20 protein-coding genes are annotated in these 25,697 nt (G+C 39.7%); 16 read left to right on the top strand and 4 right to left on the bottom strand.

The window, feature by feature from the left end:
* Positions 1-14: 14 nt before the first annotated feature.
* From rbfA to rpsO, 3 genes are all read left to right on the top strand, one after another.
* A complete protein-coding gene (gene rbfA / locus K5Q58_RS05300) occupies positions 15-455 on the top strand; it encodes a 30S ribosome-binding factor RbfA (RefSeq protein ID WP_220752930.1) in 441 nt (146 codons plus the stop codon).
* A complete protein-coding gene (gene truB, locus K5Q58_RS05295) occupies positions 455-1,399 on the top strand; it encodes a tRNA pseudouridine(55) synthase TruB (RefSeq protein WP_220752924.1) in 945 nt (314 codons plus the stop codon). The genes rbfA and truB overlap by 1 nt, the downstream gene beginning before the upstream one ends.
* Before the next feature lie 126 nt (positions 1,400-1,525).
* Positions 1,526-1,795: a 30S ribosomal protein S15 gene (gene rpsO, locus K5Q58_RS05290; protein ID WP_055023715.1), complete on the top strand. Its 270-nt coding sequence runs from the start codon at positions 1,526-1,528 to the stop codon at positions 1,793-1,795.
* A gap of 137 nt (positions 1,796-1,932) precedes the next feature.
* Here rpsO and K5Q58_RS05285 read toward each other — a convergent pair whose 3' ends face one another.
* Positions 1,933-3,969 carry a bifunctional diguanylate cyclase/phosphodiesterase gene (locus K5Q58_RS05285; RefSeq protein WP_220752923.1) on the bottom strand — a complete coding sequence of 679 codons (2,037 nt, stop codon included), beginning with the start codon at positions 3,967-3,969 and terminating at the stop codon, positions 1,933-1,935.
* A gap of 393 nt (positions 3,970-4,362) precedes the next feature.
* Between K5Q58_RS05285 and pnp the strand changes: the two genes are divergently transcribed.
* The 10 genes from pnp (at position 4,363) to deoD (ending at position 17,867) form a co-directional block, all read left to right on the top strand.
* Complete coding sequence (gene pnp, locus K5Q58_RS05280) at positions 4,363-6,465, top strand: polyribonucleotide nucleotidyltransferase (protein WP_220752921.1); 2,103 nt, start codon at positions 4,363-4,365, stop codon at positions 6,463-6,465.
* A gap of 286 nt (positions 6,466-6,751) precedes the next feature.
* Positions 6,752-7,663 carry a lipoprotein NlpI gene (gene nlpI / locus K5Q58_RS05275; RefSeq protein ID WP_220752919.1) on the top strand — a complete coding sequence of 304 codons (912 nt, stop codon included), beginning with the start codon at positions 6,752-6,754 and terminating at the stop codon, positions 7,661-7,663.
* A gap of 186 nt (positions 7,664-7,849) precedes the next feature.
* Positions 7,850-9,433, top strand: a complete 1,584-nt coding sequence (gene prfC / locus K5Q58_RS05270) for a peptide chain release factor 3 (protein ID WP_220752917.1) — start codon at positions 7,850-7,852, stop codon at positions 9,431-9,433.
* Between the two features lie 325 nt (positions 9,434-9,758).
* On the top strand, positions 9,759-10,520 hold the full coding sequence (locus tag K5Q58_RS05265) for a TatD family hydrolase (RefSeq protein WP_220752909.1): 762 nt from the start codon (positions 9,759-9,761) through the stop codon (positions 10,518-10,520).
* Between the two features lie 181 nt (positions 10,521-10,701).
* Positions 10,702-11,964, top strand: a complete 1,263-nt coding sequence (locus K5Q58_RS05260) for a NupC/NupG family nucleoside CNT transporter (RefSeq protein ID WP_220752907.1) — start codon at positions 10,702-10,704, stop codon at positions 11,962-11,964.
* A gap of 362 nt (positions 11,965-12,326) precedes the next feature.
* Positions 12,327-13,157, top strand: a complete 831-nt coding sequence (locus tag K5Q58_RS05255) for an outer membrane protein OmpK (RefSeq protein WP_119968458.1) — start codon at positions 12,327-12,329, stop codon at positions 13,155-13,157.
* A 398-nt stretch (positions 13,158-13,555) separates the two neighbouring features.
* Positions 13,556-14,329, top strand: a complete 774-nt coding sequence (deoC, locus tag K5Q58_RS05250) for a deoxyribose-phosphate aldolase (protein ID WP_220752905.1) — start codon at positions 13,556-13,558, stop codon at positions 14,327-14,329.
* A gap of 144 nt (positions 14,330-14,473) precedes the next feature.
* Positions 14,474-15,805 carry a thymidine phosphorylase gene (gene deoA, locus K5Q58_RS05245; RefSeq protein ID WP_220752903.1) on the top strand — a complete coding sequence of 444 codons (1,332 nt, stop codon included), beginning with the start codon at positions 14,474-14,476 and terminating at the stop codon, positions 15,803-15,805.
* A gap of 11 nt (positions 15,806-15,816) precedes the next feature.
* A complete protein-coding gene (locus K5Q58_RS05240) occupies positions 15,817-17,031 on the top strand; it encodes a phosphopentomutase (protein ID WP_220752900.1) in 1,215 nt (404 codons plus the stop codon).
* A gap of 125 nt (positions 17,032-17,156) precedes the next feature.
* Positions 17,157-17,867 (top strand): purine-nucleoside phosphorylase, encoded by a 711-nt coding sequence (deoD, locus tag K5Q58_RS05235; RefSeq protein WP_102526917.1) that lies wholly within the window; start codon positions 17,157-17,159, stop codon positions 17,865-17,867.
* 86 nt (positions 17,868-17,953) lie between these two features.
* Here deoD and K5Q58_RS05230 read toward each other — a convergent pair whose 3' ends face one another.
* Positions 17,954-18,793 (bottom strand): AhpA/YtjB family protein, encoded by an 840-nt coding sequence (locus K5Q58_RS05230; RefSeq protein WP_220752899.1) that lies wholly within the window; start codon positions 18,791-18,793, stop codon positions 17,954-17,956.
* 87 nt (positions 18,794-18,880) lie between these two features.
* Here K5Q58_RS05230 and serB point away from each other — a divergent pair, with 87 nt between their 5' ends.
* Both serB and K5Q58_RS05220 read left to right on the top strand, forming a co-directional pair.
* Positions 18,881-19,867 carry a phosphoserine phosphatase SerB gene (serB, locus tag K5Q58_RS05225; protein WP_220752897.1) on the top strand — a complete coding sequence of 329 codons (987 nt, stop codon included), beginning with the start codon at positions 18,881-18,883 and terminating at the stop codon, positions 19,865-19,867.
* Positions 19,868-20,115: 248 nt separating this feature from the next.
* Positions 20,116-21,018, top strand: a complete 903-nt coding sequence (locus K5Q58_RS05220; RefSeq protein WP_220752895.1) for an alpha/beta hydrolase — start codon at positions 20,116-20,118, stop codon at positions 21,016-21,018.
* A 74-nt stretch (positions 21,019-21,092) separates the two neighbouring features.
* Here the strand turns inward: K5Q58_RS05220 and K5Q58_RS05215 are convergent, their stop codons facing one another.
* Positions 21,093-23,477, bottom strand: a complete 2,385-nt coding sequence (locus K5Q58_RS05215; RefSeq protein ID WP_220752893.1) for a PilZ domain-containing protein — start codon at positions 23,475-23,477, stop codon at positions 21,093-21,095.
* Between the two features lie 210 nt (positions 23,478-23,687).
* Here K5Q58_RS05215 and radA point away from each other — a divergent pair, with 210 nt between their 5' ends.
* Entirely contained in the window at positions 23,688-25,061 is a 1,374-nt protein-coding gene (radA, locus tag K5Q58_RS05210; RefSeq protein ID WP_220752891.1) for a DNA repair protein RadA, read from the top strand.
* 205 nt (positions 25,062-25,266) lie between these two features.
* On the opposite strand, the gene K5Q58_RS05205 is transcribed toward radA, so the two are convergent.
* A complete protein-coding gene (locus tag K5Q58_RS05205; protein ID WP_220752883.1) occupies positions 25,267-25,626 on the bottom strand; it encodes a PilZ domain-containing protein in 360 nt (119 codons plus the stop codon).
* Between the last annotated feature and the right edge of the window lie 71 nt (positions 25,627-25,697).

Genomic DNA, 25,697 nt, shown 5'->3' with positions numbered 1-25,697 from the left:
AAGGTATTAATGTTATGGCAAAAGAATTTAGTCGTACTCGCCGTATCGCGCAGCAACTCCAACAAGAGCTTGCGATGATATTACAGCGTGATATGAAAGATCCACGAATTGGCTTTGTGACAGTAAACGATGTTGATGTCTCTCGCGATTTAAGCTTTGCGAAAGTTTTTGTGACTTTCTTTGAAGAAGATCAAGAGTTAGTTGATCAAAAAATTGAAGCTCTTACAGCTGCAGCGCCTTATGTAAGAACATTGGTTGCTAGCCGCATGAAACTACGTGTAATGCCTGAGCTTCGTTTTGTTTACGATAGCTCGCTTGTTGAAGGTATGCGCATGTCTAACCTTGTTAGCCAAGTGATTACACAAGACAAAGCTAAGCAAGATAAAGCAAGAAATGAAGAGTTTGGTTCTGAAGAAGCTGACGCTTCTGAAGAAAAGCCTGAGGATAAAGATTAATGGCTCGTCGTCGCAAAGGTCGTTTTATTAATGGCATTGTCCTTTTAGATAAAGGTACTGGCATCAGTTCTAACCATGCTTTGCAACGCGTCAAACGTCTTTATAATGCGAATAAAGCTGGCCATACTGGTGCTTTAGACCCTTTAGCTACAGGTATGCTACCTGTTTGTTTAGGCGAAGCGACTAAGTTCTCACAGCATCTTCTTGACGCTGATAAACGTTATTTGGTGACAGCCAAGTTAGGTGAGCGAACTGACACCAGTGATTCAGACGGCGAAGTTGTTCAAATTAGACCTGTCAAGTTTGAACAAAAGTTGCTAGAGGATTCGTTAGAGCATTTTCGTGGTGACACCATGCAAGTGCCTTCAATGTTTTCAGCATTAAAATATCAAGGTCAGCCGCTTTATAAGTATGCCCGTGAAGGAATCGAAGTTCCTCGCGAAGCACGTCCTATAACAGTTTTTGAATTGTTATTTGTGAGTCTTGAAGGTGATGACTTAACTCTTGATATTCACTGCTCGAAAGGTACTTATATTCGCACAATCATCGATGACTTGGGCGAAATGCTAGGTTGTGGCGCACATGTCACTATGCTAAGGCGCACGCAAGTTGCTGATTATCCGTATGCGAAAATGGTGTCACTTGAACAACTAACAGAGCTTGCTGAAGGCACAGATAAAGAAGATGAAACTTCTTTTGCTGTACTCGACGAACTGCTATTACCAATGGACACAGCAGTTGCTAATTTTCCTGAGGTTAATATTCCTGAGGCAAGTGGGCAATTCATTATGCAGGGTCAACCAGTACAAGCATCAGGTTTAAAAGCTGATGAATTAGTAAGAATGACCTTGGGTGAAGCTCGCGAGTTTATAGGCATTGGCGTGATGAATGATGACGGCTTATTAGCTCCGAAACGTTTGGTTGTTGATCACAGTAACGACTAGTTAATAGGTTTTATAAGCTGATCGGTGTTTTTTATTGCGATAGTGACTGAATATAGTTAGAATGTCGCCCCCTCTGGCTGAGTTAGTGATTGGCTAGAGTTAATTTAATTTTTTCTGGAGATAAATATGTCACTAAGTAATGAACAAAAAGCTGCTATCGTAGCTGAATATAGCCGTGGCGAAAACGACACTGGTTCTACTGAAGTACAAGTAGCTTTATTGACTGCGCAGATTAACCATCTACAAGGTCACTTCAAAGAGCACATCCATGATCACCATTCACGTCGTGGTCTATTACGTATGGTTAGCGCACGTCGTAAACTTACTGCTTACTTAAAGCGTAAAGACGTAGCTCGTTATACTGCTCTTATCCAGAAGTTAGGTTTACGTCGTTAATATCGACGTTTAATTTGAGCATGGTTAACGTGTTCAAATTCAAACCGTAAAAAAGGAGGCTTATGCCTCCTTTTTTATTGGGTAAAATTTATGACTAGATTTAATTGCTCAACTCATAGGTTGAGTTGAATTGAGCTTTAAACTTGCTCTAACTGAACAGGCACTTCTACAAAGTATTTTGACTCAAATTCTTCTAGTGGTAACGGCTTGCTGAAAAAGAAGCCTTGACCTATTTGGCAATTGTGCTGCTGAAGCCATTCTAGTTGTTCTTCATTTTCAATACCTTCTGCGACAATATCTAGTTTAAGGTGTTGACCCAGCATTAAGATGGTAGATGCTATAGCAGCATCGTGAGGTAAATCTGAAACAAAACCACGGTCAATTTTCATTGTGGTAATCGGTAAGTGACGTAAATAAGATAGTGAAGAGTAGCCCGTACCAAAGTCATCTACAGCTATACCAAAGCCGGCACTTTTTAACTGTTCTAGTTTTGCAATAGCTTGGTCAACATCATTCATTAACGATGTTTCGGTTATTTCTATTTCTAGCAACTCAGGCCGGATCTGATAACGAAGCGCCATTTGCTTAATATCAGAAACTAAACTGGCATCAGCAAATTGCTGTGAGGCAACATTAACAGCAATAGGAATCGCGTAGTTATATTTCTTTTCCCATTCGCGAATCACCTTACAACTTTGCTCGATAACCCATCTACCAATGGGAATAATAATTCCAGTTTCTTCAGCGATAGGAATAAACGACATTGGGGGAACAAGTTCGCCATTTTTCTGCCAACGAATAAGCGCTTCACAGCCAATTACACGATTGGTTTTAAGGTCTAATTTAGGCTGAAAGTAGAGTAAAAATTCATTGTGCTTTAGTGCGTCATGGAGCGATGCTTCTGTTCTAAGTCTGACAGCTGCATTTTCAGTCATTTGCTGCTTAAAGAAAGCCCACTGGTTTGAACCTGCAGCTTTAGCACTATACATTGCAATATCAGCATGCCTAATCAGATCTTCTGCATCTGAGCCATCTTCTGGGTAGATTGAGATACCAATTGAGGCAGCAGGGTGTATAGCATGCTCATTGAGTTGTACTGGAGCATTAAGTTGTTGTTGAAGTTTATCCACAAAGTCAGCAGCTTGATCAGGAGTTTCAATATCGTCTGCAACAATGACGAATTCATCTCCACCGAGCCTCGCCACACTACCACGATCGCCAACAACGGTTTCTAAAATTCGTGCAACTCGGGCAAGGAATTGGTCACCAATGGCATGGCCTAATGAGTCATTAATATTTTTAAAGCGATCCAAGTCGATAAACAAGAGTGCGAAATGTCTCTTATGAACTCTAGCTCGTTGAATGGTGACATTGAGGGTTTCAAGCAAAAGTGTTCGGTTTGGCAGGCTAGTTAACGGGTCGCGAGTTGCCATTTTTCGGAGTTTATTTTGAGTTTGGCTAAACTGTAATAAAATTTGGTTAAACTTAGATGTCACCAGTCCTAACTCATCATCTTTATGAGCTGTGGACATTGGCAACAAATTTTCGTCCGGTAAGTCAGGATCAATTTTATCAATGGCTTCGCTGATCCTAGCTATAGGTTGTGTAAGAAATCGGTGGAAAACGATTGTAAGTACTAGTGTCAGCAATAACGCACGGGCAAGGGTGGCAATAAAGCCCAATTGAAGTTGATTAAACAGGTTGTTGGTCATCTCTTGTGTGTTGTAAAAGATGGTTAAAGTGCCAATGAGTTGCTGTTTTTTATTACCCTCAAAATAAAATGGCCTATACAGAGGCCGTGATATTTCATTTAAATCATTAAATAAAAAATGACTTAAATTGTCATAGCTTTTTGAAAAATTTGATACTTTATTACTTGCTGTAACGAATAAACTACCGTCATCAAGGGTGATAACCGCTGAGCTTATATTATCAATTTTGATAATACCTTCGAGGGTTTGTTCAGTTTGTTTGTCATCTAGTGCCCATACAGCATTAGATGCAGTTTGTTCTACGGAATTGAGCAGCTCTTGTTGCGAAGCGGTAAGCTGCTGTTTTGTCGTTACAACAACGAGTGCAATCTCGACGATAAATATGGCAATAGCAAAAAACAAAGCGGTAAATACAACTAAGTTAGTTTGCTTCCATGTCAGAGACTTAAACCTTTGTGTCATTCAAACGATTCCATTTGTTTATTGGATAATCATAGCTTTAAGCATAAATGATATATTTAACATCTTGAACTCTATGATTTTGATATTCTTATTTTGATATTCTTATTTAGTTACAACAACACCTAACTCTAGACAAAATAAGATTAAAAGTCATTAAATATAGCTGTCACAATTGATATCTATTGAGCAAATTCATCATCAGAAATGGTGTTTGATATGGCTGGCTGTGGTTAAGTTATCTATTCAGTGCCACATTTGGTCGCTATATCGGCTCTTTGAAGATTAATTTTAATTATTTTTTAGTGGTATATTGCGATGCGCTTTAACTATTGTAAAAAATTGCAGTATACTTATGCGCGTAATTTAAAGGTAAATAATTAAGGAATGGGTCAAGTGAATCCAATAGTAAAGAGTTTTGAGTATGGTCAACATACCGTCACCTTAGAAACAGGTGTTATTGCACGTCAAGCAGACGCTGCAGTTCTAGCGAGCATGGGCGACACAACTGTATTAGTAACAGTTGTTGGTAAAAAAGCAGCGGATCCTAGCCGTGACTTTTTCCCATTAACAGTTAACTACCAAGAAAAGACCTACGCAGCAGGTAAAATCCCTGGTGGTTTCTTCAAGCGCGAAGGCCGTCCTTCTGAAGATGAAACACTGATTGCTCGTTTAATCGACCGTCCAATTCGTCCTTTATTCCCGAACGGTTTTAAAAACGAAGTTCAAGTGATCATTACAGTTGTTTCTGTTGATCCTCAAATTGAACCTGACATGGTTGCAATGATTGGTACTTCAGCTGCACTGTCTATTTCAGGTCTTCCATTCAATGGTCCTATCGGCGCGGCTCGCGTTGGTTACATTGATGGTGAATACTTATTAAACCCAACTGTAGATCAAATTGCTGAAAGTGATCTTGATTTAGTTGTTGCTGGTACAGAATCAGCAGTACTTATGGTTGAGTCAGAAGCTAAATCATTAGCTGAAGAAATCATGCTTGGCGCTGTGACTTACGGTCATGACCAACAACAAGTTGTTGTTCAAGCTATTGCAGAATTCAAAGCAGAAGCTGGCAAGCCTGCATGGGATTGGACTGCTCCAGTTCAAGATCAAGACTTAGTTGCTCAAATTAAAGAGTTAGCTGAAGAAGGCCTGACTGCTGCTTACCAAATCGAAGTTAAGCAAGATCGTTATGCACAAGTTGGTGTTGTTAAAGCTGCTGCTAAAGAAGCATTAATTGCAAACAACCCTGATGTGGATACTCGCGAAGTTGATGGTTTACTTGGCAGTCTTGAGAAAAAAGTTGTTCGTGGTCGTATCATCAGTGGCAAGCCACGTATCGATGGCCGTGAACCAGATATGATCCGTGCATTGAATGTATTAGCTGGTGTACTTCCACGTACTCACGGTAGCTCATTGTTCACTCGTGGTGAAACTCAAGCACTAGTAACTTGTACTTTAGGTACAGAACGTGATGCACAAAAGATTGATAGCATCATGGGCGAGCGCACTAACCGCTTTATGCTTCACTATAACTTCCCTCCATACTCTGTTGGTGAAACAGGTATGGTAGGTTCACCTAAGCGTCGCGAAATCGGTCATGGTAAGTTAGCTTGGCGTGGTATGGCTGCAGTTATGCCATCTGCTGAAGAATTCCCATACAGTGTTCGTGTAGTATCTGAAATTACTGAGTCAAACGGTTCAAGCTCTATGGCTTCTGTTTGTGGTACTTCATTAGCATTAATGGATGCGGGTGTACCAATCAAGACTTCAGTTGCTGGTATTGCAATGGGTCTAGTTAAAGAAGGCGATGACTTTGTTGTTCTTTCTGACATCTTAGGTGATGAAGATCACTTAGGTGACATGGACTTTAAAGTTGCTGGTACTCGTGACGGTATTACTGCTCTTCAGATGGATATCAAGATTGAAGGTATCACTAAAGAGATTATGGATATCGCACTTCAGCAAGCATATGGCGCACGTGTTCATATCCTAAACGTAATGGATCAAGCAATTGCTGGTCCACGTGAAGATATCTCAGACCACGCTCCACGTATCACGACTATCAAGATTAATCCTGAGAAAATCCGTGATGTGATTGGTAAAGGTGGTGCTACGATTCGTGCACTTACTGAAGAAACTGGAACTACGATCGAGCTTGATGATAATGGTGTAGTTAAGATTGCCTCTTCAAATGGCGATGCTACGAAAGAAGCTATCCGTCGTATCGAAGAAATCACAGCTGAAGTTGAAGTTGGTCGTATCTACAAAGGTAAAGTTATCCGTATCGTTGATTTCGGTGCGTTTGTTAACATCTTACCTGGTAAAGATGGCTTAGTTCATATTTCACAAATCAGTGAAGAGCGTGTTGCTAACGTTTCTGACCACCTTGAAATGAATCAAGAAGTCGACGTTAAAGTGATGGAAGTTGACCGTCAAGGTCGCGTAAGACTTTCTATCAAAGAAGCTAACGCAAAAGAAGAAGCTGCTGCGGAATAATATCTGACAACATGCTTTACTATATTAAGGAGACTTTAGGGTCTCCTTTTTTGTTCCTATAATTTGTGATAATAGTTTTACTTGGCATAGTTAGCTTTATTATTGAACCCTTTATTGAAAGTGATGGTCACATCATTGAATCAACATTTTTAAAATATGCTTTAAGAATTTTTGACCTTTTACTTCATGATATTATGTATATGAAAAATTATTAGTATCTGCATAGCCCTGATGGGGATAGGTTGATATGATGCAAAGTAATTATAGAACCTGATAAGGTATTTAAATGGAACAGAAATTACGTACCACAGTTGTCGCATTATGTGTGGGTGCCAGTATGTTATTGTCAGGTTGTGCTTCTTTATCTGGTAGTGCAGATAGTGCTGCTGCAGGCAAAGTTATGGTGGCTCCTAGTGTTCCTGACTACAAGTTAGAAGTGACTCTGGCTAAGCTCAATGAGATTTTGGGCACAATGGAACTGACCGCAGAGCAACGCGCTCGTTTTCATTATGACCGTGGTGTGATTTACGACAGTGTAGGACTTCGTTTATTAGCTCGGATTGATTTCCATCAAGCAATTAAACTTCAGCCGAACCTTGCCGATGCCTATAACTTTCTAGGGATTTATTACACTCAAGAAGGTGAATTTGAAAGTGCTTATGAGTCTTTCGATGGTGTTTTAGAGTTATCTCCTGAGTATGATTATGCCTATTTAAATCGCGGTATCGCCTTATATTATGGTGAGCGCTATGAGCTAGCAGCACAAGACATGCAGGCTTTTTTAGCAAAAGAACCATCTGATGGATATCGTGCATTATGGTTATATTTAGTGGACTCTCCTCGAAGTGTTGAAAATGCTCAATTAGCATTAGTTGAGAACAGAAAATCATTAAACGATCAAGCTTGGTCAACTGTACTGGTTGATTACTATTTAGGTACTTTGACTAAAGAGCAAGTTTTCGAGGCGGCTAAAGAGAATTTGACTCAGCCTAAAGAATATACTGAGCGTTTATGTGAAACCTATTTTTACTTGGCTAAGAAAGCGGTAGAGCAACAAGATTATGAATTAGCGATTGATTATTATCGTCTAACGTTAGCAACCAATATTTATGATTTTGTTGAACATCGTTACGCGCGAATAGAGCTTGCACAAACTCAGCAAAAAATAGCTGAAATAGAAATGGCAAAGGCTCAATAGCGACTATCTAAATGACGTGATAAGGCTAACGACAAAATCGTTAGCCTTTTTTATTTTTAACCTTCTATGTTTTACATATCACAACCTATTTACGTCTTATGGCAATCTTTAAGACTTTACCTAGCCAACTATCCTCGGAAACGCTATAATTTGCGCCATTTTTATCACGCTAGGGCAAAGTAACTCATGTCAGCTCACACAGTCGAGGTCGATAAGCGTCGTACCTTCGCGATTATTTCGCATCCAGATGCCGGTAAGACCACCATTACCGAAAAGGTTCTTTTATTCGGACAAGCTATTCAAACTGCAGGTACCGTTAAAGGCCGTGGCTCTAAGCAACACGCTAAGTCTGACTGGATGGAAATGGAGAAAGATCGTGGTATTTCCATCACGACTTCTGTCATGCAGTTTCCTTATAGTGATTGCTTAGTCAATTTACTTGATACCCCTGGTCACGAAGATTTCTCTGAAGATACATATCGTACTCTAACAGCGGTAGATTCTTGTTTGATGGTTATCGACTCAGCGAAAGGTGTCGAGGACCGCACACGAAAGTTGATGGAAGTGACTCGATTACGAGATACGCCAATTGTGACCTTCATGAATAAATGTGACCGTGATATTCGCGATCCTATGGAAGTCATGGATGAAGTAGAAAATGAGCTGAAAATTGCATGTGCTCCAATTACTTGGCCTATTGGTTGTGGTAAATCTTTCAAAGGTATTTACCATATTCACCGCGACGAAGCTGTTTTGTACCAATCTGGTTTAGGCCACATGATCCAAGAAGTTCGCACAGTGAAAGGTATTGATAACCCTGAGTTAGATGTTGCTATTGGTAGCGAACTTGCTGAAATCTTACGTGAAGAATTAGAGCTTGTTGTTGGTGCTTCTCATGAGTTTGATTTAGATGCATTTCTCAGTGGTAAATTGTCGCCTGTTTATTTTGGTACGGCATTAGGTAACTTTGGTGTTGATCATGTTCTAGACGGGTTAACTGAGTGGGCTCCTAAGCCACAACCTCGCGCTACAGAAGCAAAAGAGATTCAAGCTGAAGATGAAAAGTTCAGTGGTTTTGTATTTAAAATTCAAGCCAACATGGATCCTAAGCATCGTGACCGCGTTGCTTTCATGCGCATTGTATCTGGTAAATACCAAAAAGGTATGAAGATGCACCACGTTCGTGCAGGTAAAGATGTACGTATTTCAGATGCGTTAACTTTTGTTGCTGGCGACCGTGAGCAAGTCGAAGAAGCCTATCCTGGCGATATTATCGGCCTACATAACCACGGTACTATTCAAATTGGTGATACCTTCTCTCAAGGTGAGAAGCTTAAGTTTACTGGTATTCCAAACTTCGCCCCTGAAATGTTCCGTCGTATTCGCTTAAAAGATCCATTAAAGCAAAAGCAATTACTGAAAGGCTTAGTTCAGCTTGCTGAAGAAGGGGCTGTGCAAGTCTTCAGACCACTTGATACCAATGATTTGATTGTAGGCGCTGTTGGTGTACTGCAATTTGAAGTGGTTGTTGGCCGTCTTAAGAGTGAATACAACGTAGAAGCAATATATGAAGGCATTAGTGTATCTACTGCGCGTTGGGTTTACTGTAAGGATGAGCGTAAACTAGAAGAGTTCCGTCGTAAATGTAGCGCTAATTTAGCCTTAGATGGCGGTGATAACTTAACTTACATCGCACCAACTATGGTTAATCTGAATTTGTCGATGGAGCGTTATCCAGACGTCGAATTTGCCAAGACTCGTGAGAACTAAAATCGAGTTAGATGTTAGTGTTAATCTTAAAGGCGGGTAACCGCCTTTTTTATTGCCTAAATTTTAGAAGTTGAGCATATGTTTAGCTAATATAAGCAATATTATCCTTGATATGGTCAGCTTAAAGGAGGCGCTATGTTATGTAGCTTGAAAAAGATTCTAGTAAAAACTTGGATGGCTTATATTCGTTGGTGCGACCAAATGGGTTTTACACTTGAGAATAAACGGAGCTGCGCGCCTCGATTAGAAGAGCCTGAACTTAACCTATTGAACTCTAGAAAAGTCGATTCGATTAAAAGTAGCGTAAATAAAAGTAGGCCTGAAAATGATTGATACTCACGCTCACCTTGATCTTGCTGATTTTGATCATGACCGCAAAGATTTGTTTATTAAAATGCGTGAACAAGGAATAACTGGGGCCATTATTCCTGGGATAAATGAGCTTCAATGGCAAAAGCAAATAGCTGTAGCTACTGAATTTAACTGCTACTTTGCATTGGGGATCCACCCTTGGTATATCCCAACAAATCTTGAGAAATCATTAACCTTATTGGAACAAAAAATATCAAAATATCAAGGTAATGATTATTTTGTGGCATTGGGAGAATGTGGTTTAGATAAGCTGAAACCAGATTTTACTATGCAATTAGAGTTACTTTCAGGTCAATTAGAATTAGCCAATCAGTTTAATCTTCCTGTCATATTGCATGGGGTAAAATGCCATCAGGAATTGTGTAGTTTATTGGCAAAGTACCCTAATTCTAAAGGCGGAGTTATTCATGGCTTTTATGGTGGACCTGAGCTAGCCAAGCGTTACATTGATTTAGGCTATAAATTAGGGATCGGCGGATTGCTAATGAACCCGAATGCTAAAAAGTTGCGTAAAACGATTATTGAAATAGATATTAAACATTTCTTAATTGAAACAGATTCACCGAGTATGACTCCCTTTAATGCAACAGAAAAACGAAACACACCACTTCATTTACCAAACTTCATCACAGAGATCGCAGATTTACAGAAAAAAACAACTGTTTTTATATTAGAACGCTTGAATGAAAACGCCTCCCAACTGTTTGAGCTATAATTCTTTTTTTTTAAACACAGTTATTAATTAATGTTAATGTTGCATAAGATCCTGAAATTAAACTCTAAAAGTATGATCTAATCCACGATTTTCATCTGCTCCTCAGTTATAATCATTAACGGAAAATAGGTGAGTTAACAACAAATATACAAATCGTTAACATAAATAAGGGTGATGATTAATGGATATACTAATGAGTCTAGTAGGTGTGGTTACCATACTAGCAATCGGTTATGCACTATCAAATAATAGAAAAGCAATTAATATTCGTACTGTTGGTGGTGCTTTAGCTATCCAAGCTTTCTTTGCGGGTTTTGTTTTATATGTTCCAGTCGGTAAAGACATCTTAAAAGGTGTTTCTGATGCTGTATCAAGCGTTATTGGTTATGCACAAAGTGGTATTAACTTTTTATTCGGCGATTTAGCCCAATTTAAAGTTGGTTTCATTTTCGCAGTTAACGTTTTACCAGTTATCGTATTCTTCTCTTCTCTAATTGCAGTCCTATACTACTTAGGCATTATGCAGTGGATCATCCGTATTATCGGTGGTGGTTTACAAAAAGCATTAGGCACTAGCCGTACTGAGTCTATGTCTGCAACGGCTAACATCTTCGTTGGTCAAACTGAAGCTCCTTTAGTTGTACGTCCTTTCATCGCGACAATGACTAACTCTGAATTATTCGCAATCATGGTTGGTGGTTTAGCATCAATCGCGGGTTCAGTATTAGCTGGTTACGCGCAAATGGGTGTACCAATTGAATACTTAGTTGCTGCATCATTCATGGCCGCTCCTGGTGGTCTGATGATGGCTAAACTAATGCATCCTGAGACTGAAGAAGCTAAGAACGAAATGTCTGAACTTCCTGAAGACCCTGATAAGCCAGCTAACGTATTAGACGCAGCTGCAGCAGGTGCTTCTTCTGGTATGCATTTAGCCCTTAACGTAGGTGCAATGTTGATTGCATTCGTTGGTCTAATCGCAATGATCAACGGTATCATCGGTGGTGTTACTGGTTGGTTCGGTCTTGAAGGTATTACTTTAGAGCTGATCCTTGGCTACATCTTTATGCCTTTAGCATTCTTAATCGGTGTACCTTGGAACGAAGCACTTGTTGCTGGTTCTTTCATCGGTCAGAAGATTGTTGTTAACGAATTCGTAGCATATCTTAACTTTGCTCCTTACTTACTTGACGCATCTGCAGAAGGTTACCAAGTAGTAGCAGAAACAGGCATGATGATGACAGACAGAACCAAAGCGATTATCTCTTTCGCATTATGTGGTTTTGCTAACTTATCTTCTATCGCAATTCTATTAGGTGGTTTAGGTGCTATGGCTCCTAGCCGTCGTCATGACTTAGCTAGACTAGGTATCCGTGCAGTTATTGCCGGTTCTTTAGCTAACTTAATGAGTGCGACTCTAGCAGGTTTATTCTTAGCTATTTAATTGCCTAAGACGACCTTGAGTTGAGTAAATAAAGGCTGTTATTACCTCGGTAATAGCAGTTTTTTTTAGGTTTTTTACCTAAGTTAATCGAAGTTTAATCTCGCTAGTCTTTTGGCTGGCATATGACTTGCTTTGTTAAATCACCAGTTTTTTATATTACTTTACTCAAAAAATGCAGTTTATTAGTCATAAATGTTCTAAGTTGTTAGTAGAAAGTAGAGATATTGTTCACATTTTGGGATTAAGTATTCGTATTTTTACCAAATGATATTGAGCTTTTATCCAATCTATGTACAATGCAAACGTTTATAAAAATCGCCACCCACGAAGGTGGTAAAATAAATATATCAATGGGGTTGATAATGAAAAACGTTAAAACTTTAGCTTTAGCTGCTACAACTATCGCTGCAATGTCTGCACCTGCTATGGCTGCTGACCGTGGTGAAGATATCCGTTCTGGTGATTACAGCTGGATGCAGTTCAATGCAATGTACGCATTTGACGAATTACCAAGTGGTGGTGAAAGTGGTCACGATTACTTAGAAATGGAATTTGGCGGCCGCGCTGGTGTTGTTGATTTATACGGTTACGTAGACGTATTCAACTTATTCACTCAAGATTCAGGTGATAAAGGTTACGGTGAAAGCCGTATGTTCATGAAGTTTGCACCTCGTTTCTCTTTAGATGCAATCACAGGTCTTGACCTTTCAGTTGGTCCTATCCAAGAAGTTTACTTCTCTACTCTATTTAACTGGGGTGGTGGAGCAATCGGTGAAGACGTAAATGCTTCATTCTGGGGTTTAGGTGCTGACGTAATGGTTCCATGGTTAGGTAAAACTGGCATGAACTTATACGCTCATTACGACATGAACGGTAAAGACTGGAATGGTTACCAGTTCTCTGCTAACTGGTTCAAACCAGTTCACAACTTTGACAACGGTACTTTCGTAGCGTTCCAAGGTTATGTTGATTACCAGTTCGGTGCTGATGACGAGTACGGTGATGAGTTTGTACCTATGAGCTCTAACGGTGGTGCTGCATACTTCGGTCTACACTGGCATTCAGATAACTACGCACTAGGTTACGGCCTAAAAGGTTACAAAGATGTATACCTTCTTGAAGATGGTGCTGGCATCGTAGGTCTAGAAACAACTGGTTGGGCTCACTACCTAACAGCTACTTACAAGTTCTAATATTACTTTGTAAGCACTTGGAGCCACACAGAGTGTGGCTCCAAATTTATTGTAAAATATGTTAGTATTTACTTAAATACATCCTAAAATTTGATACAGTGTATTTAGTTAAATATTAACGTCCAAACAGAGTTTTATTCGACATAAATAGTTTGGATTGATTTGCGCGCTAAAAGGGAATTTTCGCGGAATGGATGAAGCAAGCTTCATTGTTTCACCTCTTCCGGTCTTCAAGGATTCAAGTCGTGGTACTCGTTATCAGATTGAATACTTAGTTCAGTAACTTATCAATTAATTTACTGGCAATGCTCGAAGGCCCGGCCTCACAATTAAACTACTGCCAGCTTTATGCATTGCCAAAACAAGATTTTATTAGGTTTTTGTTTCGGAGAGCAAACATGAGTGATTTAAAAAAAGCAGCACAACTTGGTATCTCTTTAATGGATTTAACCACATTAAACGACGATGATACTGATCAAAAAGTCATAGATTTATGCCACAAAGCGAATACCGCTGCTGGCCATACTGCTGCAATCTGTATTTACCCGCGTTTTATTCCAATTGCTCGAAAAACGTTAAACGAGCTAGATTGTGAAGATATTAAAATTGCTACAGTAACTAACTTCCCGCATGGTAACGACGATATTGCTATTGCAGTATTAGAAACCCGTGCAGCTGTCGCTTATGGCGCAGATGAAGTTGACGTTGTTTTTCCTTACCGTTCATTAATGGCTGGTAATGAGTCTTTAGGTTTTGAACTCGTTAAAGCGTGTAAAGAAGCGTGTGGTGATGAAGCTATCTTAAAAGTGATTATCGAATCAGGTGAGCTTAAAGATCCTGCGTTAATTCGTAAGGCTTCTGAATTATCGATTGATGCAGGTGCCGACTTCATTAAAACTTCAACGGGTAAAGTACCCGTTAATGCAACGCTAGAAGCTGCTGAGATCATGTTGACAGTTATCAGTGAAAAGAACCGCAATGTTGGTTTTAAACCAGCTGGCGGTGTTCGTGATGCTGCGCAGACAGCTGAATTTTTAGGTGTAGCAGAGCGTATTTTAGGTGCAGAGTGGATTTCTCCTGCCAGCTTCCGTTTTGGTGCATCAAGCTTATTAACTAGCTTACTTCATACTCTAGAACTTGCTGAAGCTCCTCAGGGTAAACAAGGATACTAAGCAGTTAGATTTGCTTAGTTAGACGTCTTAACGGTTTTAATTGATAGCACTAAGTAACATTGCATTATTTATTTGGTGCCATCTTGTTAAGGTGAAACTCTTGATTTTAAGTTTGAATAAAAGGGTTTCATTGGAGGAAGTAGTATGTTTCTCGCTCAAGAAATTATTCGTAAAAAACGTAATGGTGAAGCTCTCAGCAATGCTGAAATACAATTTTTTGTAGATGGTATTACCCAAAATACTGTCTCTGAAGGCCAAATTGCCGCTTTTGGTATGGCTGTTTACTTTCAAGATATGAACATGGATGAGCGTATAGCCTTAACTACAGGTATGCGTGATTCTGGTACCGTGCTTAATTGGGATTCATTGTCATTAGATGGTCCAATTATCGACAAGCACAGCACTGGTGGTGTTGGTGATGTAATTAGCTTAATGCTCGGCCCAATGGCTGCGGCTTGTGGCGGTTATGTACCTATGATTTCTGGCCGCGGCTTAGGTCATACTGGTGGCACACTCGATAAGTTTGATGCAATTCCAGGTTACCAAACCGAGCCCTCAAGTGAGTTATTCAGAAAAGTTGTTAAAGAAGCTGGTGTGGCGATTATTGGCCAAACAGGTGATTTAGTCCCTGCCGATAAACGCTTTTACTCAATTCGTGATAACACCGCAACCGTTGAATCTATTTCGCTTATTACAGCGTCAATTCTTTCTAAAAAGCTAGCTGCTGGTCTCGATGCTTTAGCTATGGATGTAAAAGTGGGTAGCGGTGCATTCATGCCAACTTATGAAGCATCTGAAGAGCTTGCTCGCAGCATTACAGCCGTTGCCAATGGCGCTGGAACCAAAACAACAGCGTTATTAACAGACATGAACCAAGTGTTGGCGTCATGTGCTGGTAATGCGGTTGAAGTGCGCGAAGCTATCAACTTCTTAACAGGTCAATACCGTAACCCTCGTCTTTATGAAGTGACGATGGGCTTATGTGCCGAAATGTTAGTGTTAGGTGGTATTGCCCAAAATGATACTGATGCTCGTAATAAGTTAAATACTGTACTTGATAACGGTAAAGCTGCTGAAATATTTGGCCGCATGGTATCTGGTCTTGGCGGGCCGACTGACTTTATCGAGTCATATGATAAATATTTACCTCATTCACAAATAATCCGTCCTGTGTATGCCTCTAAACAAGGTTATGCTCATAGTATGGACACCCGCGAATTAGGATTAGCTGTAGTCACACTAGGTGGTGGACGTAGAAAACCTGGTGACAAACTAGACTATAGTGTTGGCTTAACTGATGTGTGTGCTTTAGGTGACTTTGTTTCTACTGATAAACCTATTGCTATGGTGCATGCACAATCTGAAGCGGCGTTTGAAGAAGCGTCTGCTGCGGTTCAACAAGCGATAAAAATTGAAGATTCAGCGCCTGAAAAAACGCCTGAAATCTATCGCTATATCCGTGCTTCGGATTTATAAGGAGTTAAATTATGAAACGTACATTTATTATGATGCTGGATTCGTTCGGTGTAGGTGCAGCCACTGACGCTGATAAATTTGGCGATGTGGGTTCTGATACATTCGGTCATATTGCTCAAGCATGTGCAGAAGGTAAAGCAGACATTGGTCGTCAAGGCCCATTGAAACTGCCTAACTTGGCTAAGCTTGGCTTAGGGCATGCGGGTTTTGAAAGCACAGGTAAATTTGCTGAAGCTTTTGGCGATAATGTAGATGTTATCGGTGCTTATGGCCATGCAGATGAACTCAGCTCTGGTAAAGATACCCCGAGTGGCCATTGGGAAATGGCGGGTGTACCTGTTCTTTATGAATGGGGTTACTTTTCTGATTTAACCAACTCATTTCCACAAGAGTTAACTGATAAAATCTTAGCTCGTGCCGGTTTAACCGAATTTTTAGGTAATTGTCACGCATCAGGTACTAAAATACTTGAAGAGCTTGGTGAAGAGCATATGCGCTCTGGTAAACCTATTTTCTATACTTCAGCTGATTCGGTATTTCAAATTGCCTGTCATGAAGAAACTTTCGGCTTAGAAAACCTTTATCGTTTATGTGAGATCACTCGTGAAGAGTTAGAACCTTATAATATTGGTCGTGTTATTGCGCGTCCATTTGTAGGTACTGGCCCTGATGATTTCGCTAGAACAGGTAACCGTCATGACTATGCGGTATTACCGCCAGCACCAACTGTATTAGATAAGCTTAAAGATGCCGGTGGTGAAGTGGTGAGTATAGGTAAAATTGCCGATATTTATGCCAACAGTGGTATTACACAAAAGTTTAAGGCAACTGGGCTTGAAGAATTGTTCGATGCAACGCTTGAACAAGTGAAGCGTGCAGGTGATAACACTATCGTGTTTACCAACTTTGTGGATTTTGACTCTCATTATGGCCATCGTCGTGATATCGCAGGTTATGCTAAAGCGTTAGAGTATTTTGACCAACGCTTACCTGAGTTGTTGGCATTATTAAATCCAGAAGATTTAATTGTATTCACTGCTGATCATGGTTGTGATCCAAGCTGGCAAGGTACTGAGCATACTCGTGAGCGGGTGCCCGTGTTGGCATTAGGCGCTGGTTTAGCTGCAGGTTCATTAGGTCGTCGTAATAGTTTTGCTGATATAGGTCAGTCAATTGCTAGTTACTTTGGGCTTGAACCGATGGAATATGGTGAATCTTTCATTTAACAATGAAACATTACTATCTTCTAACGATATTTTGTTAATAAATATAGTAGAATCGCATTCGGTAATTAAGGGGATGACTTAATTACTAATATTAAAGATTTAAGATAAAATTATAGGGGTTTTTCATGGCTACACCACATATTAATGCTGTTGACGGTGCTTTTGGCGAAACAGTTTTATTCCCAGGCGATCCATTACGTGCAAAATACATTGCTGAAACGTTCTTAGAAAATGTTGAGCTAGTGACTGATGTACGTAACATGTTTGGCTACACTGGTACTTATAAAGGGACTCGCATCTCTGTTATGGGTTCAGGTATGGGTATTCCTTCTTGTTCAATCTATGCTCACGAGCTAATCAAAGAATACGGTGTTAAAAACCTGATTCGTGTTGGTACTTGTGGCGCAATCAGCACTGACGTAAAAGTTCGTGACGTGATCATCGGTATGGGGGCTTGTACTGATTCACAAGCAAACCGTCTACGTTTCAAAGGTCAAGATTTTGCTGCTATTGCAGATTACGGCCTAATGAGTGCTGTAGTTGATTCAGCTAAAGCTCACGGTACTAACATCCGTGTTGGTAACGTATTCTCAGCTGACTTATTTTACACTCCAGATCCTTCTATGTTTGATACTATGGAAAAAATGGGTGTATTAGGCGTCGAAATGGAAGCTGCAGGCCTTTACGGTGTAGCTCACGAACTTGGTGCTAAAGCATTATGTGTAGTGACTGTTTCTGACCATATCAGAACTGGCGAAAAAACGTCTTCTGATGAGCGTCAAACTACATTCAATGACATGATCGTAATGACATTAGATGCGGCAATTACTCTTTAATATCGAGTTATTTTGTTAAGCACAAAAAAGGGATAACGTTGTCGTTATCCCTTTTTTAATGTCTTTATTGAGTATGGCTAATTTGCTTATTTATCTGAAGCTTTCTTTGAAGCAATGTTGTCTTCTTTCTTAACCGGCTCACCTGTCATACCTGAGAGCTCTTGATACTCTAAATCAGTCATTTCAGAATTACTTAGCTCGTCACTTCCTTGTTGACTGTCAATTAGCTCACTGTCACTTTGTTCTTGTTGATTAAGTTGTTCTTCATCTAATTCGTCATTTTCAGCGGCATTTTTTTGCAATAAATTACTGTTTTTTCGACCTTGTTTCGCGCGTGTTTTACGGCGATCAAAATCAGCGCGTTTAAAGGATAATGCTCTTGATAGTAGTAAACCAATGATGCCCGCGACGATGAGCATAGTTTGCTGTAACTTCATATTTTCTTGATATAAGGTTTTTATTTCATCAAAGAAAATGCGTAAATTGAGTCGAACCTCAATATAGCCCAAGTTATTTTCGCCTTGGAGTACGTTTTCTATCATCGGCGGATAAGGGGAAAGAAGTTGTTTTAATTCTTGGTCATCAGCATCAAATTCATCTTCAGATACTGATTGTGCAAAGGCAAGTCTAACACCTTGGGCATCATAGATGTTCACCGACATGACTTTAGGGTCATCAATGAGCGCGTTTGCAAGCCACTGAAGTTGCTCATCATTTTGTAGGTACATCGCAGGGGCTGCCCCATTAGCTGCTTGTTGAGCCAATAATCTAGCCATGATTTGAGTTTGAGAGTTAAGCAGTTGCTGGCCATTATTGAGGCTTGACTTCCACAGGTGTGTGAGTCCAATTAACAGTATAATCGCCAAGACGATTTGAACAATCCTGCTGATTCTTTGACTTTTCTTAAGACCTTTAACAAAAATCACTTTAATCCTTGGTAAATTTTCTATTTAATTAATACTAATCGAAATAAATCATAGTAGATAGTCGCAATCATTGAGGAAATGCAGTCGATGGAAAGTCAGAAAAATAAACAAGCGCTAACGTGGTTATTCTCAGGGTTTGATGCGTCTTTTACTTACAGTGATATTACATTGACTCGCTATTTTGAAGATGAGTTTCTCAATAATATCCAAATTAAACAGCCACACCGGTTTAGAGTTATCTTTGATGAATTAGCTTTAGAGCAAATCAGTAAGTGGTTTGAGCTATTAAATCAAGATTGTTCAATCGCAGTATTGATGCGTCACAATAGCTTAAAGGGATTCGAGATTGCTTCATCTACGCGGTTAACTGATTTAATAGCGCATTTCCCATCAGATATTAAAGCTGAGCTACTTGAGGTGACTCAGCCATTACCAAGCTTTTTTAAGCCGGGTCTATTAGTCATGGACATGGACTCTACAGCAATTCAAATAGAATGCATTGATGAACTCGCGGCTATGGCTGGTGTGGGCGAAGCCGTTTCTGAAGTGACAGAAAGAGCAATGCAAGGTGAATTGGATTTTGAAGAAAGCTTGAGATTACGAGTAAGTAAGTTAGCTGGTGCAAGTGAAGATATTATCGCCGCATTATGTGAAAACTTACCGTTAATGCCTGGGCTTGAAAGCTTAGTTGCCGAACTTAAACCAAATGATTGGAAATTAGTGTTAGCGTCAGGAGGATTCACTCCCTTTGTTGGTCATTTAAAAGAACTGCTAAAACTGGACGCTGCTTACGCTAATGAACTCGTTATTGAAGATGGCAAGCTTACAGGTGAAGTGACAGGGCAAGTGGTTGATGCACAGTATAAAGCTGATGTAATCGATAAATGCAGCGCTGAGTGGCAAATAGCGATAGGGCAACGCATGGCGATTGGAGATGGTGCTAATGATATCCCTATGGTTAACGCAGCAGACTTTGGAGTAGCGTTTCATGCCAAACCTAAACTGCTTGCTGCGGCAGATGCGAGTATTCAAAAACTCGATTTACGTTGTTTAGTGTTTTATCTACAAGGTTAATTAACTTTTCTAGTCACCTGATTTATCAATCAATGTTGATAGCTGTAACTGTTTTAGTTTTTGATGATAGATTAAAATGTTTACAGCAAATTCTCCTTGATTGAGTTACTAAACTGCGGCTAATCTTTTCAAGGCTGCAGTTTACTCGATTGACTTGTTATTAGATTTTTTACTCTAATTAACTTGAAATTAACACTCGCTGTGTTTAACGTAGTTATATTCATGATGTCGGATGTAGCCAAATTTGTATGCAGCAATCTCATTACCTTCCTTATCGAGACGGAAAACTTCACCTTCGTCATCTTAAAGCACTGCCTTTATCTTCATCTGTGAATCATAATCGAGCCCCTATTTTGATGCTTCATGGTGCTATGTCTAATGGGCGTGTTTTTTACAGTCCGTCAGGGAAAGGCTTAGGGTGTTATCTTGCTGAACAAGGCTATGATGTTTATGTACTCGATACAGCTGGCAGAGGGGAAAGTGAACCTAGGATTAGTCCTGATTATCATATGGGCCAAACAGAGGTCATTTTGGAGCAATTGCCAATAGCGCACGATTTTGTGCTCAAACATGCTACTGCCGAAAAAGTACATTGGTGCGCGCACTCATGGGGCGGGGTATTGATGGCGAGTAGTTATATTCGTTTGGCATATTTACGAAAACAAGTCGCATCTTTTGTGACTTTTGGTAGTAAACGAACCATTAAAGTGAAGTCATTTCGCAAAACCATGATGGTGGATTTATTTTGGAATCGACTCGCACCGCTGATGACTAAGTATCAAGGTTATCTTGCTGCTGATAAATACCGCCTTGGGATGGATAACGAAAGCAAGCTGTCATTGTTGCAAACCATTGATTGGGTAAGAGGCGATTGGATTGATGCTGATGATCAATTTAATTATACCGAAGCGGTGCAAAACATTGATTGGCCGCAAAGCTGGTTTATAGCCGGCAAAAAAGATTTTGTGTTAGGTAATCCGTCTGATGTGAAAGATATGATGAAAGAGTGTGGGCTTGCTAATGCAGATTATACTTTGCTTGCTAAGCGTAAAGGATTTAAACGTGACTACACTCACGGCGGTATGTTAACGGATAAATTGGCTGTGACAGATCATTTTCCACTTGTAAGTGATTGGTATAACCGATTCTGAAATTAGCATGTGTGTTAGTTTAATCAATATCACCAGAGCCGTTTAATTTTGACCTGAATAGTTTAGCTTTCTTGCTAATGGTGAAGGTGTAATTCAGGGAAACGTACTTCGACTTCAGCGGTAATATCTAACAGTTCTCCGCTACCAATAACCTGCCATAAGCGTTCTTCAAGCTGCTTTGCTCTATGGTTGGCATGAATGGTGATATATTCCATTTCGCGGCGGATATAGCTCATGTCTGGCTTTTCAGTGGCACCATAATAAACTCTAAGTGCCATAAAGCGTCCAACTGCTTGAGCATGGCTAATAAACTTTATTTGCGCTGTACGACTATCAAAGTCATTCATTAATTGTGATTGAATATTGATGGCGCCTCTTCCTTGTCGAGATATTTGCAGAAAAACTTCAAAATATTTTGCTCCATCAATAGGTTTCATCGCTCTAATGGGGTCGATGATAAGTTGTTTAAACTGAGTTTCATCAAATAATGGTGTTAAATTAAAATTAAGAGGTTTAATTGAGCCAGCTGCAAATAAATGGCTAATTTCATCGGTTTTAGTGCCAATACCAATACAGGCTAATTGAGCTGACTTTTTGGTTTTCTCAACAAAGTAGGGAACACCAACAAGTTGTCTAAGCAATAAGTTCTTCATCCCATCAGCCAATTCTTTTAACTCGCCTTCGTCATCAGACAACTGCTCAAATTTATCTCGATTATGGTTAATGAGCTTGTTCAGAAATTCAACCCCAGCATGTGGCTCGTGACCAACAATTGCTGATAAATGTAGCGTTTGGTGATCGTTTCGACTGCGGATAAGTTGATATGGTAATTTTGACAGCTCGGTTTTACCTGCAATAGCTTGAAGTTTAGGGAAGTTTAATTTGACTTCGGCAGGGGCTGAAAACTGGGTGTTATCTTCAAGGGTAAACTGAATTCCGCGTGTCGAGATATCATGAGAGATCCCACGACTTTTCTTACCGCTTTGTTCAATTTCAATGATGGTTTTAAAAGCGAAACGAGCCTCTCTTCTTCGCTCACTAAAGGGCATGGATAAACGCTTTATTGTGTTCTTTTTCAGCTTGGTTTGGTTAAAGAGTTTAAGTTCATTAACGTTATCGCCTTCATTAAACCATGCTCTGTAATTGGGTCTTACATCTTCATTTGTCAAATCAATAAGTTGCAATATATAGCTGAATCTAGCTAATTGCTGCTCAGTTAATGCTGAGTAGTGGTCTTCGTCACCTGGCAACGTTGAGGTTTTATAATTGAGTTTATGATCAACCTTTTGCTGAACGACTTTAAAAATACGCCAACTGAGTTTTGCCGCACCAAAGCCAAAAAATAGCTGCATGGAGTCGTGCTGTTTTAACTCATGTAATGAAGCTGAAAAGTACTGAGTAACACCTTTGGCTTGGTGGGTAAAACAAAAAAACAAGCTATGATCCGTTTCATTGGGATATTTAATTAAGTTAACCAAACGATTATTGGTGAGCATGCTGGGCAGTTGGCTCACTTCTTTTTCATCAATAAAATATTGTAATATTGGTTGATTACCTCGACTTAATAATTGATGACTGATAAATGGCTTGCCGTTAGATACTGAAATATACAGCGGCATATGGGCTAACATTGGCAGATAATGACGCTCGAACCCTAAGCCTGTAGCATTGACAATGACGTCATTTACATCAACTTTATAGCGAAACTTATAACCGCGGATTAATTCAGTAAGAACTTTATCTAACTCAACACTATCGCCTATTCGACGTAAGCGCATAATGGCATTATCATCTTTGTTTTGGACATCTACAATTTGATAATCAACCCCATTTTGTAGGTCTTCAAAAAAGAACTCTTCATTAAGTTCCAGCAGCTTAATACGCAAAGGCTTATCTTGAACAAAGCGATGTTTAGTTGGAAGTCGAACTCTAGCTCCGCCCACCGATAAATCAAGGCTTGCACCGAAAACCTCCGAGCCGCCACTTTGAGATGCAGAGATACGAATGGAGTAGTTCATGCGTTCTTCACTGCGATTAAAGTAACTTCCCATTACAACACCAGGCACCACTAACTCTGAGGTTTCGATAACTGGTTCTTGTTTATTTTGACGTAATTGTTCCTTACGCTGCCTATGTTCATTAAGTACATGCTCATAAACACCGATAGTGTATTTATTACGGTAAATTTGTAGTGCTTGAACGAGTGAAGCTTTTGCGGGTTCATCTAGAAAGTGACGTTGCGTAGCAATTTTGACTTCTTCACACCCTAGTTCTGTTTTGTCGCGCAAATCGATAATGCGAGTACACAAGGCAGAAAGACGATTGAGCTCCATTTTTAGAAGAAATCGAGTCGAATTAGATTCGTCGATAGTCAGCTTTTCAAAGACATCTTTGAAGTCTGGTTCCATCAGTAGCGGCTTTAGTTGTTCTATCAGCTGACTATGGTCTTCTATGCTCATTGGCTCTTTTCAATTATGGTGCGATAACTAGGTGCTAAATTTAAGCCTGACTGGTAATCTTATCGGCTCAATACAGACTTACTTTATACAAATTTAATTTATGTGTCTGTTAAAGCAAGTAATATAATTATTTAAATACGATATTAACCCGTTAAGGTTAAATATTACTCTTGAATTCAATTTAAGGGTTTAACTCAGCGACAGAGAAGCATGGCAAAAAATAAAACAGCGTTTGTATGTAATGAATGTGGACAGGATTTTCCACGTTGGCAAGGTCAATGTAGTGCTTGCCAAGAATGGAATACTATTTCTGAAGTGCGAATTGCTGCGGTTAAGCCATCTTCAGCATCTGTAGCAGGTTATGCTGGTTCAGTGGGCGGTGGCTCTAAAAAACTAGGTGACGTTGAAGAGTTTGAAGCGCAAAAGCAATTAACGGGTATTGGCGAACTCGATCGAGTACTGTGTGGTGGACTTACTACGGGGTCTGTCAATATTATTTCTGGCGATCCTGGGGCTGGCAAAACTACCTTATTGTCTGATTTGATTGCCCGAATGTCACAAGTGATGCCATCGCTATATTGTACCGCTGAAGAATCATTGTCGCAGTTTAAAAACCGAGTTAACCGACTCAAGCTTAACTATAACGAAGATAATTTGTATTTAATGGCAGAAACCAATGTTGAAGCTATTATTGCCGAGCTTGATGCAAAAAAAATTAAGTTTGCAGTTATCGATTCGATTCAAGCTGTAGTGTCTGACTCAGCAAATGGTAGCCCAGGCTCACCATCACAAGTAAAAAGTAGCGCACAAGCTTTAACTCAATATTGTAAGCAAAATAACGTGACGATGTTTTTAGTTGCTCATGTTAATAAAAATAACGAAACGGCTGGGCCACAAACCTTAATTCATATAGTCGATTGTCTTACCCACATTGAGTGTAATGACGGTCAGATAAGAACCTTAAGAGCTAATAAAAACCGTTTTGGTGATGTCGATACTGTTGGCATTTTTAAAATGACTGAGCGGGGCATGATAAGTGTCGATAACCCAAGCGAAATTTTCTTATCAGGATCGACAACAGAATCTCCTGGCGCTGCGATTACTTGTATTCGAAAGGGGAATCGCAATTTATTGCTTGAGATCCAATGTTTAACTACTGAAACCGAAGGCGAGTTTCCACAGCGGGTTTGTGTGGGATTAAACATGAATCGGATCAAGATGCTGACAGGTGTACTGCGTAAGCATACCCGCACCAAAATCTTTCATGATACCTACTTCAACCTTGTCGGTGGCCTTAAAATTGATGAGTCGGAAACCTGTATTGATTTAGCTTTAGTGACTGCTTTACTCAGCAGTTTGAATGACTTTGTTGTGCCAAGAACCACTTGTATTATGGGTGAATTGAGTTTGAATGGTGATGTCCGTCCAATTGATAGTGGAGTGCCAAGAGTAAAAGAAGCGGTGCAACACGGCTTTACTGAAGTGTATATTCCTCACCGAAACTATCACAAGTCCATGGAAGGTTTAGGGGCTAAGATACACCCGATTAAAACGATACATGAATTACTTGAGTTAATTAATTAGCTTTATACAGTAGAGGTTAGGAAGGTTGCTATTTGATGCAGAAAGTGGCCTTAGAGTATTTTTTATTTGATAACTAGATTATTGCAGTGAACAATCATTGGCCTTGAAAGCCTATATTGTCTAACCTTTGGGCCTAATGTACTCACTGGTGATTGTGATAACTGCCATTTTTATCTATATCATTTTTCAGCGCCATTGAGGGGCATTACAAACTAATCAATTGAGCTAATTCTCGTTGCAATATAGCCTCATCACCAATATTGAGTTCAATAATGCGTTTTAAGTGACTAATACTGTCGAGGTCAATGTGATGGCATTCTAGACCTAAGTGATTGACTTCTTTATGAACCAATATTGTATCCATACTTAATACAATATCTGATTCAGGCAGTAAAAAGCTTAAAGCAACTTCTTGTCCTTGGTTCGCAATAAAGCCTTTTGGAGTCGATACTAACGCGCCGTTGATACTTAAATCTAAAATATCAGTGCGATAAGTTTTGCCTTCAATAGTGATGGAAGCAGTAGCGGCAAATAAGGTACGCGTGAACTTTCTTCTTTCATCCATAAACTATTCCACCCACTTACTGAAGCGACAGATTAATGATGACATAGTTTGTCAGCTGTCATCATTGTTGT

The organism is Shewanella sp. KT0246, assembly GCF_019654955.1.
GTDB classification, from domain to species: Bacteria; Pseudomonadota; Gammaproteobacteria; order Enterobacterales; family Shewanellaceae; genus Shewanella; species Shewanella goraebulensis.
Note: the sequence above shows the minus strand (reverse complement) of the source record. Positions and strands in the feature narration are given on the sequence as shown.

Excerpts from the sequence above, each read along its gene's own strand:
- rbfA (WP_220752930.1), top strand. The coding sequence starts at position 15 with ATGGCAAAAGAATTTAGTCGTACTCGCCGTATCGCGCAGCAACTCCAA.
- truB (WP_220752924.1), top strand. The coding sequence starts at position 455 with ATGGCTCGTCGTCGCAAAGGTCGTTTTATTAATGGCATTGTCCTTTTA.
- rpsO (WP_055023715.1), top strand. The coding sequence starts at position 1,526 with ATGTCACTAAGTAATGAACAAAAAGCTGCTATCGTAGCTGAATATAGC.
- K5Q58_RS05285 (WP_220752923.1), bottom strand. The coding sequence starts at position 3,969 with ATGACACAAAGGTTTAAGTCTCTGACATGGAAGCAAACTAACTTAGTT.
- nlpI (WP_220752919.1), top strand. The coding sequence starts at position 6,752 with ATGGAACAGAAATTACGTACCACAGTTGTCGCATTATGTGTGGGTGCC.
- prfC (WP_220752917.1), top strand. The coding sequence starts at position 7,850 with ATGTCAGCTCACACAGTCGAGGTCGATAAGCGTCGTACCTTCGCGATT.
- K5Q58_RS05265 (WP_220752909.1), top strand. The coding sequence starts at position 9,759 with ATGATTGATACTCACGCTCACCTTGATCTTGCTGATTTTGATCATGAC.
- K5Q58_RS05260 (WP_220752907.1), top strand. The coding sequence starts at position 10,702 with ATGGATATACTAATGAGTCTAGTAGGTGTGGTTACCATACTAGCAATC.
- K5Q58_RS05255 (WP_119968458.1), top strand. The coding sequence starts at position 12,327 with ATGAAAAACGTTAAAACTTTAGCTTTAGCTGCTACAACTATCGCTGCA.
- deoC (WP_220752905.1), top strand. The coding sequence starts at position 13,556 with ATGAGTGATTTAAAAAAAGCAGCACAACTTGGTATCTCTTTAATGGAT.
- deoA (WP_220752903.1), top strand. The coding sequence starts at position 14,474 with ATGTTTCTCGCTCAAGAAATTATTCGTAAAAAACGTAATGGTGAAGCT.
- K5Q58_RS05240 (WP_220752900.1), top strand. The coding sequence starts at position 15,817 with ATGAAACGTACATTTATTATGATGCTGGATTCGTTCGGTGTAGGTGCA.
- deoD (WP_102526917.1), top strand. The coding sequence starts at position 17,157 with ATGGCTACACCACATATTAATGCTGTTGACGGTGCTTTTGGCGAAACA.
- serB (WP_220752897.1), top strand. The coding sequence starts at position 18,881 with ATGGAAAGTCAGAAAAATAAACAAGCGCTAACGTGGTTATTCTCAGGG.
- K5Q58_RS05220 (WP_220752895.1), top strand. The coding sequence starts at position 20,116 with ATGCAGCAATCTCATTACCTTCCTTATCGAGACGGAAAACTTCACCTT.
- K5Q58_RS05215 (WP_220752893.1), bottom strand. The coding sequence starts at position 23,477 with ATGAGCATAGAAGACCATAGTCAGCTGATAGAACAACTAAAGCCGCTA.
- radA (WP_220752891.1), top strand. The coding sequence starts at position 23,688 with ATGGCAAAAAATAAAACAGCGTTTGTATGTAATGAATGTGGACAGGAT.
- K5Q58_RS05205 (WP_220752883.1), bottom strand. The coding sequence starts at position 25,626 with ATGGATGAAAGAAGAAAGTTCACGCGTACCTTATTTGCCGCTACTGCT.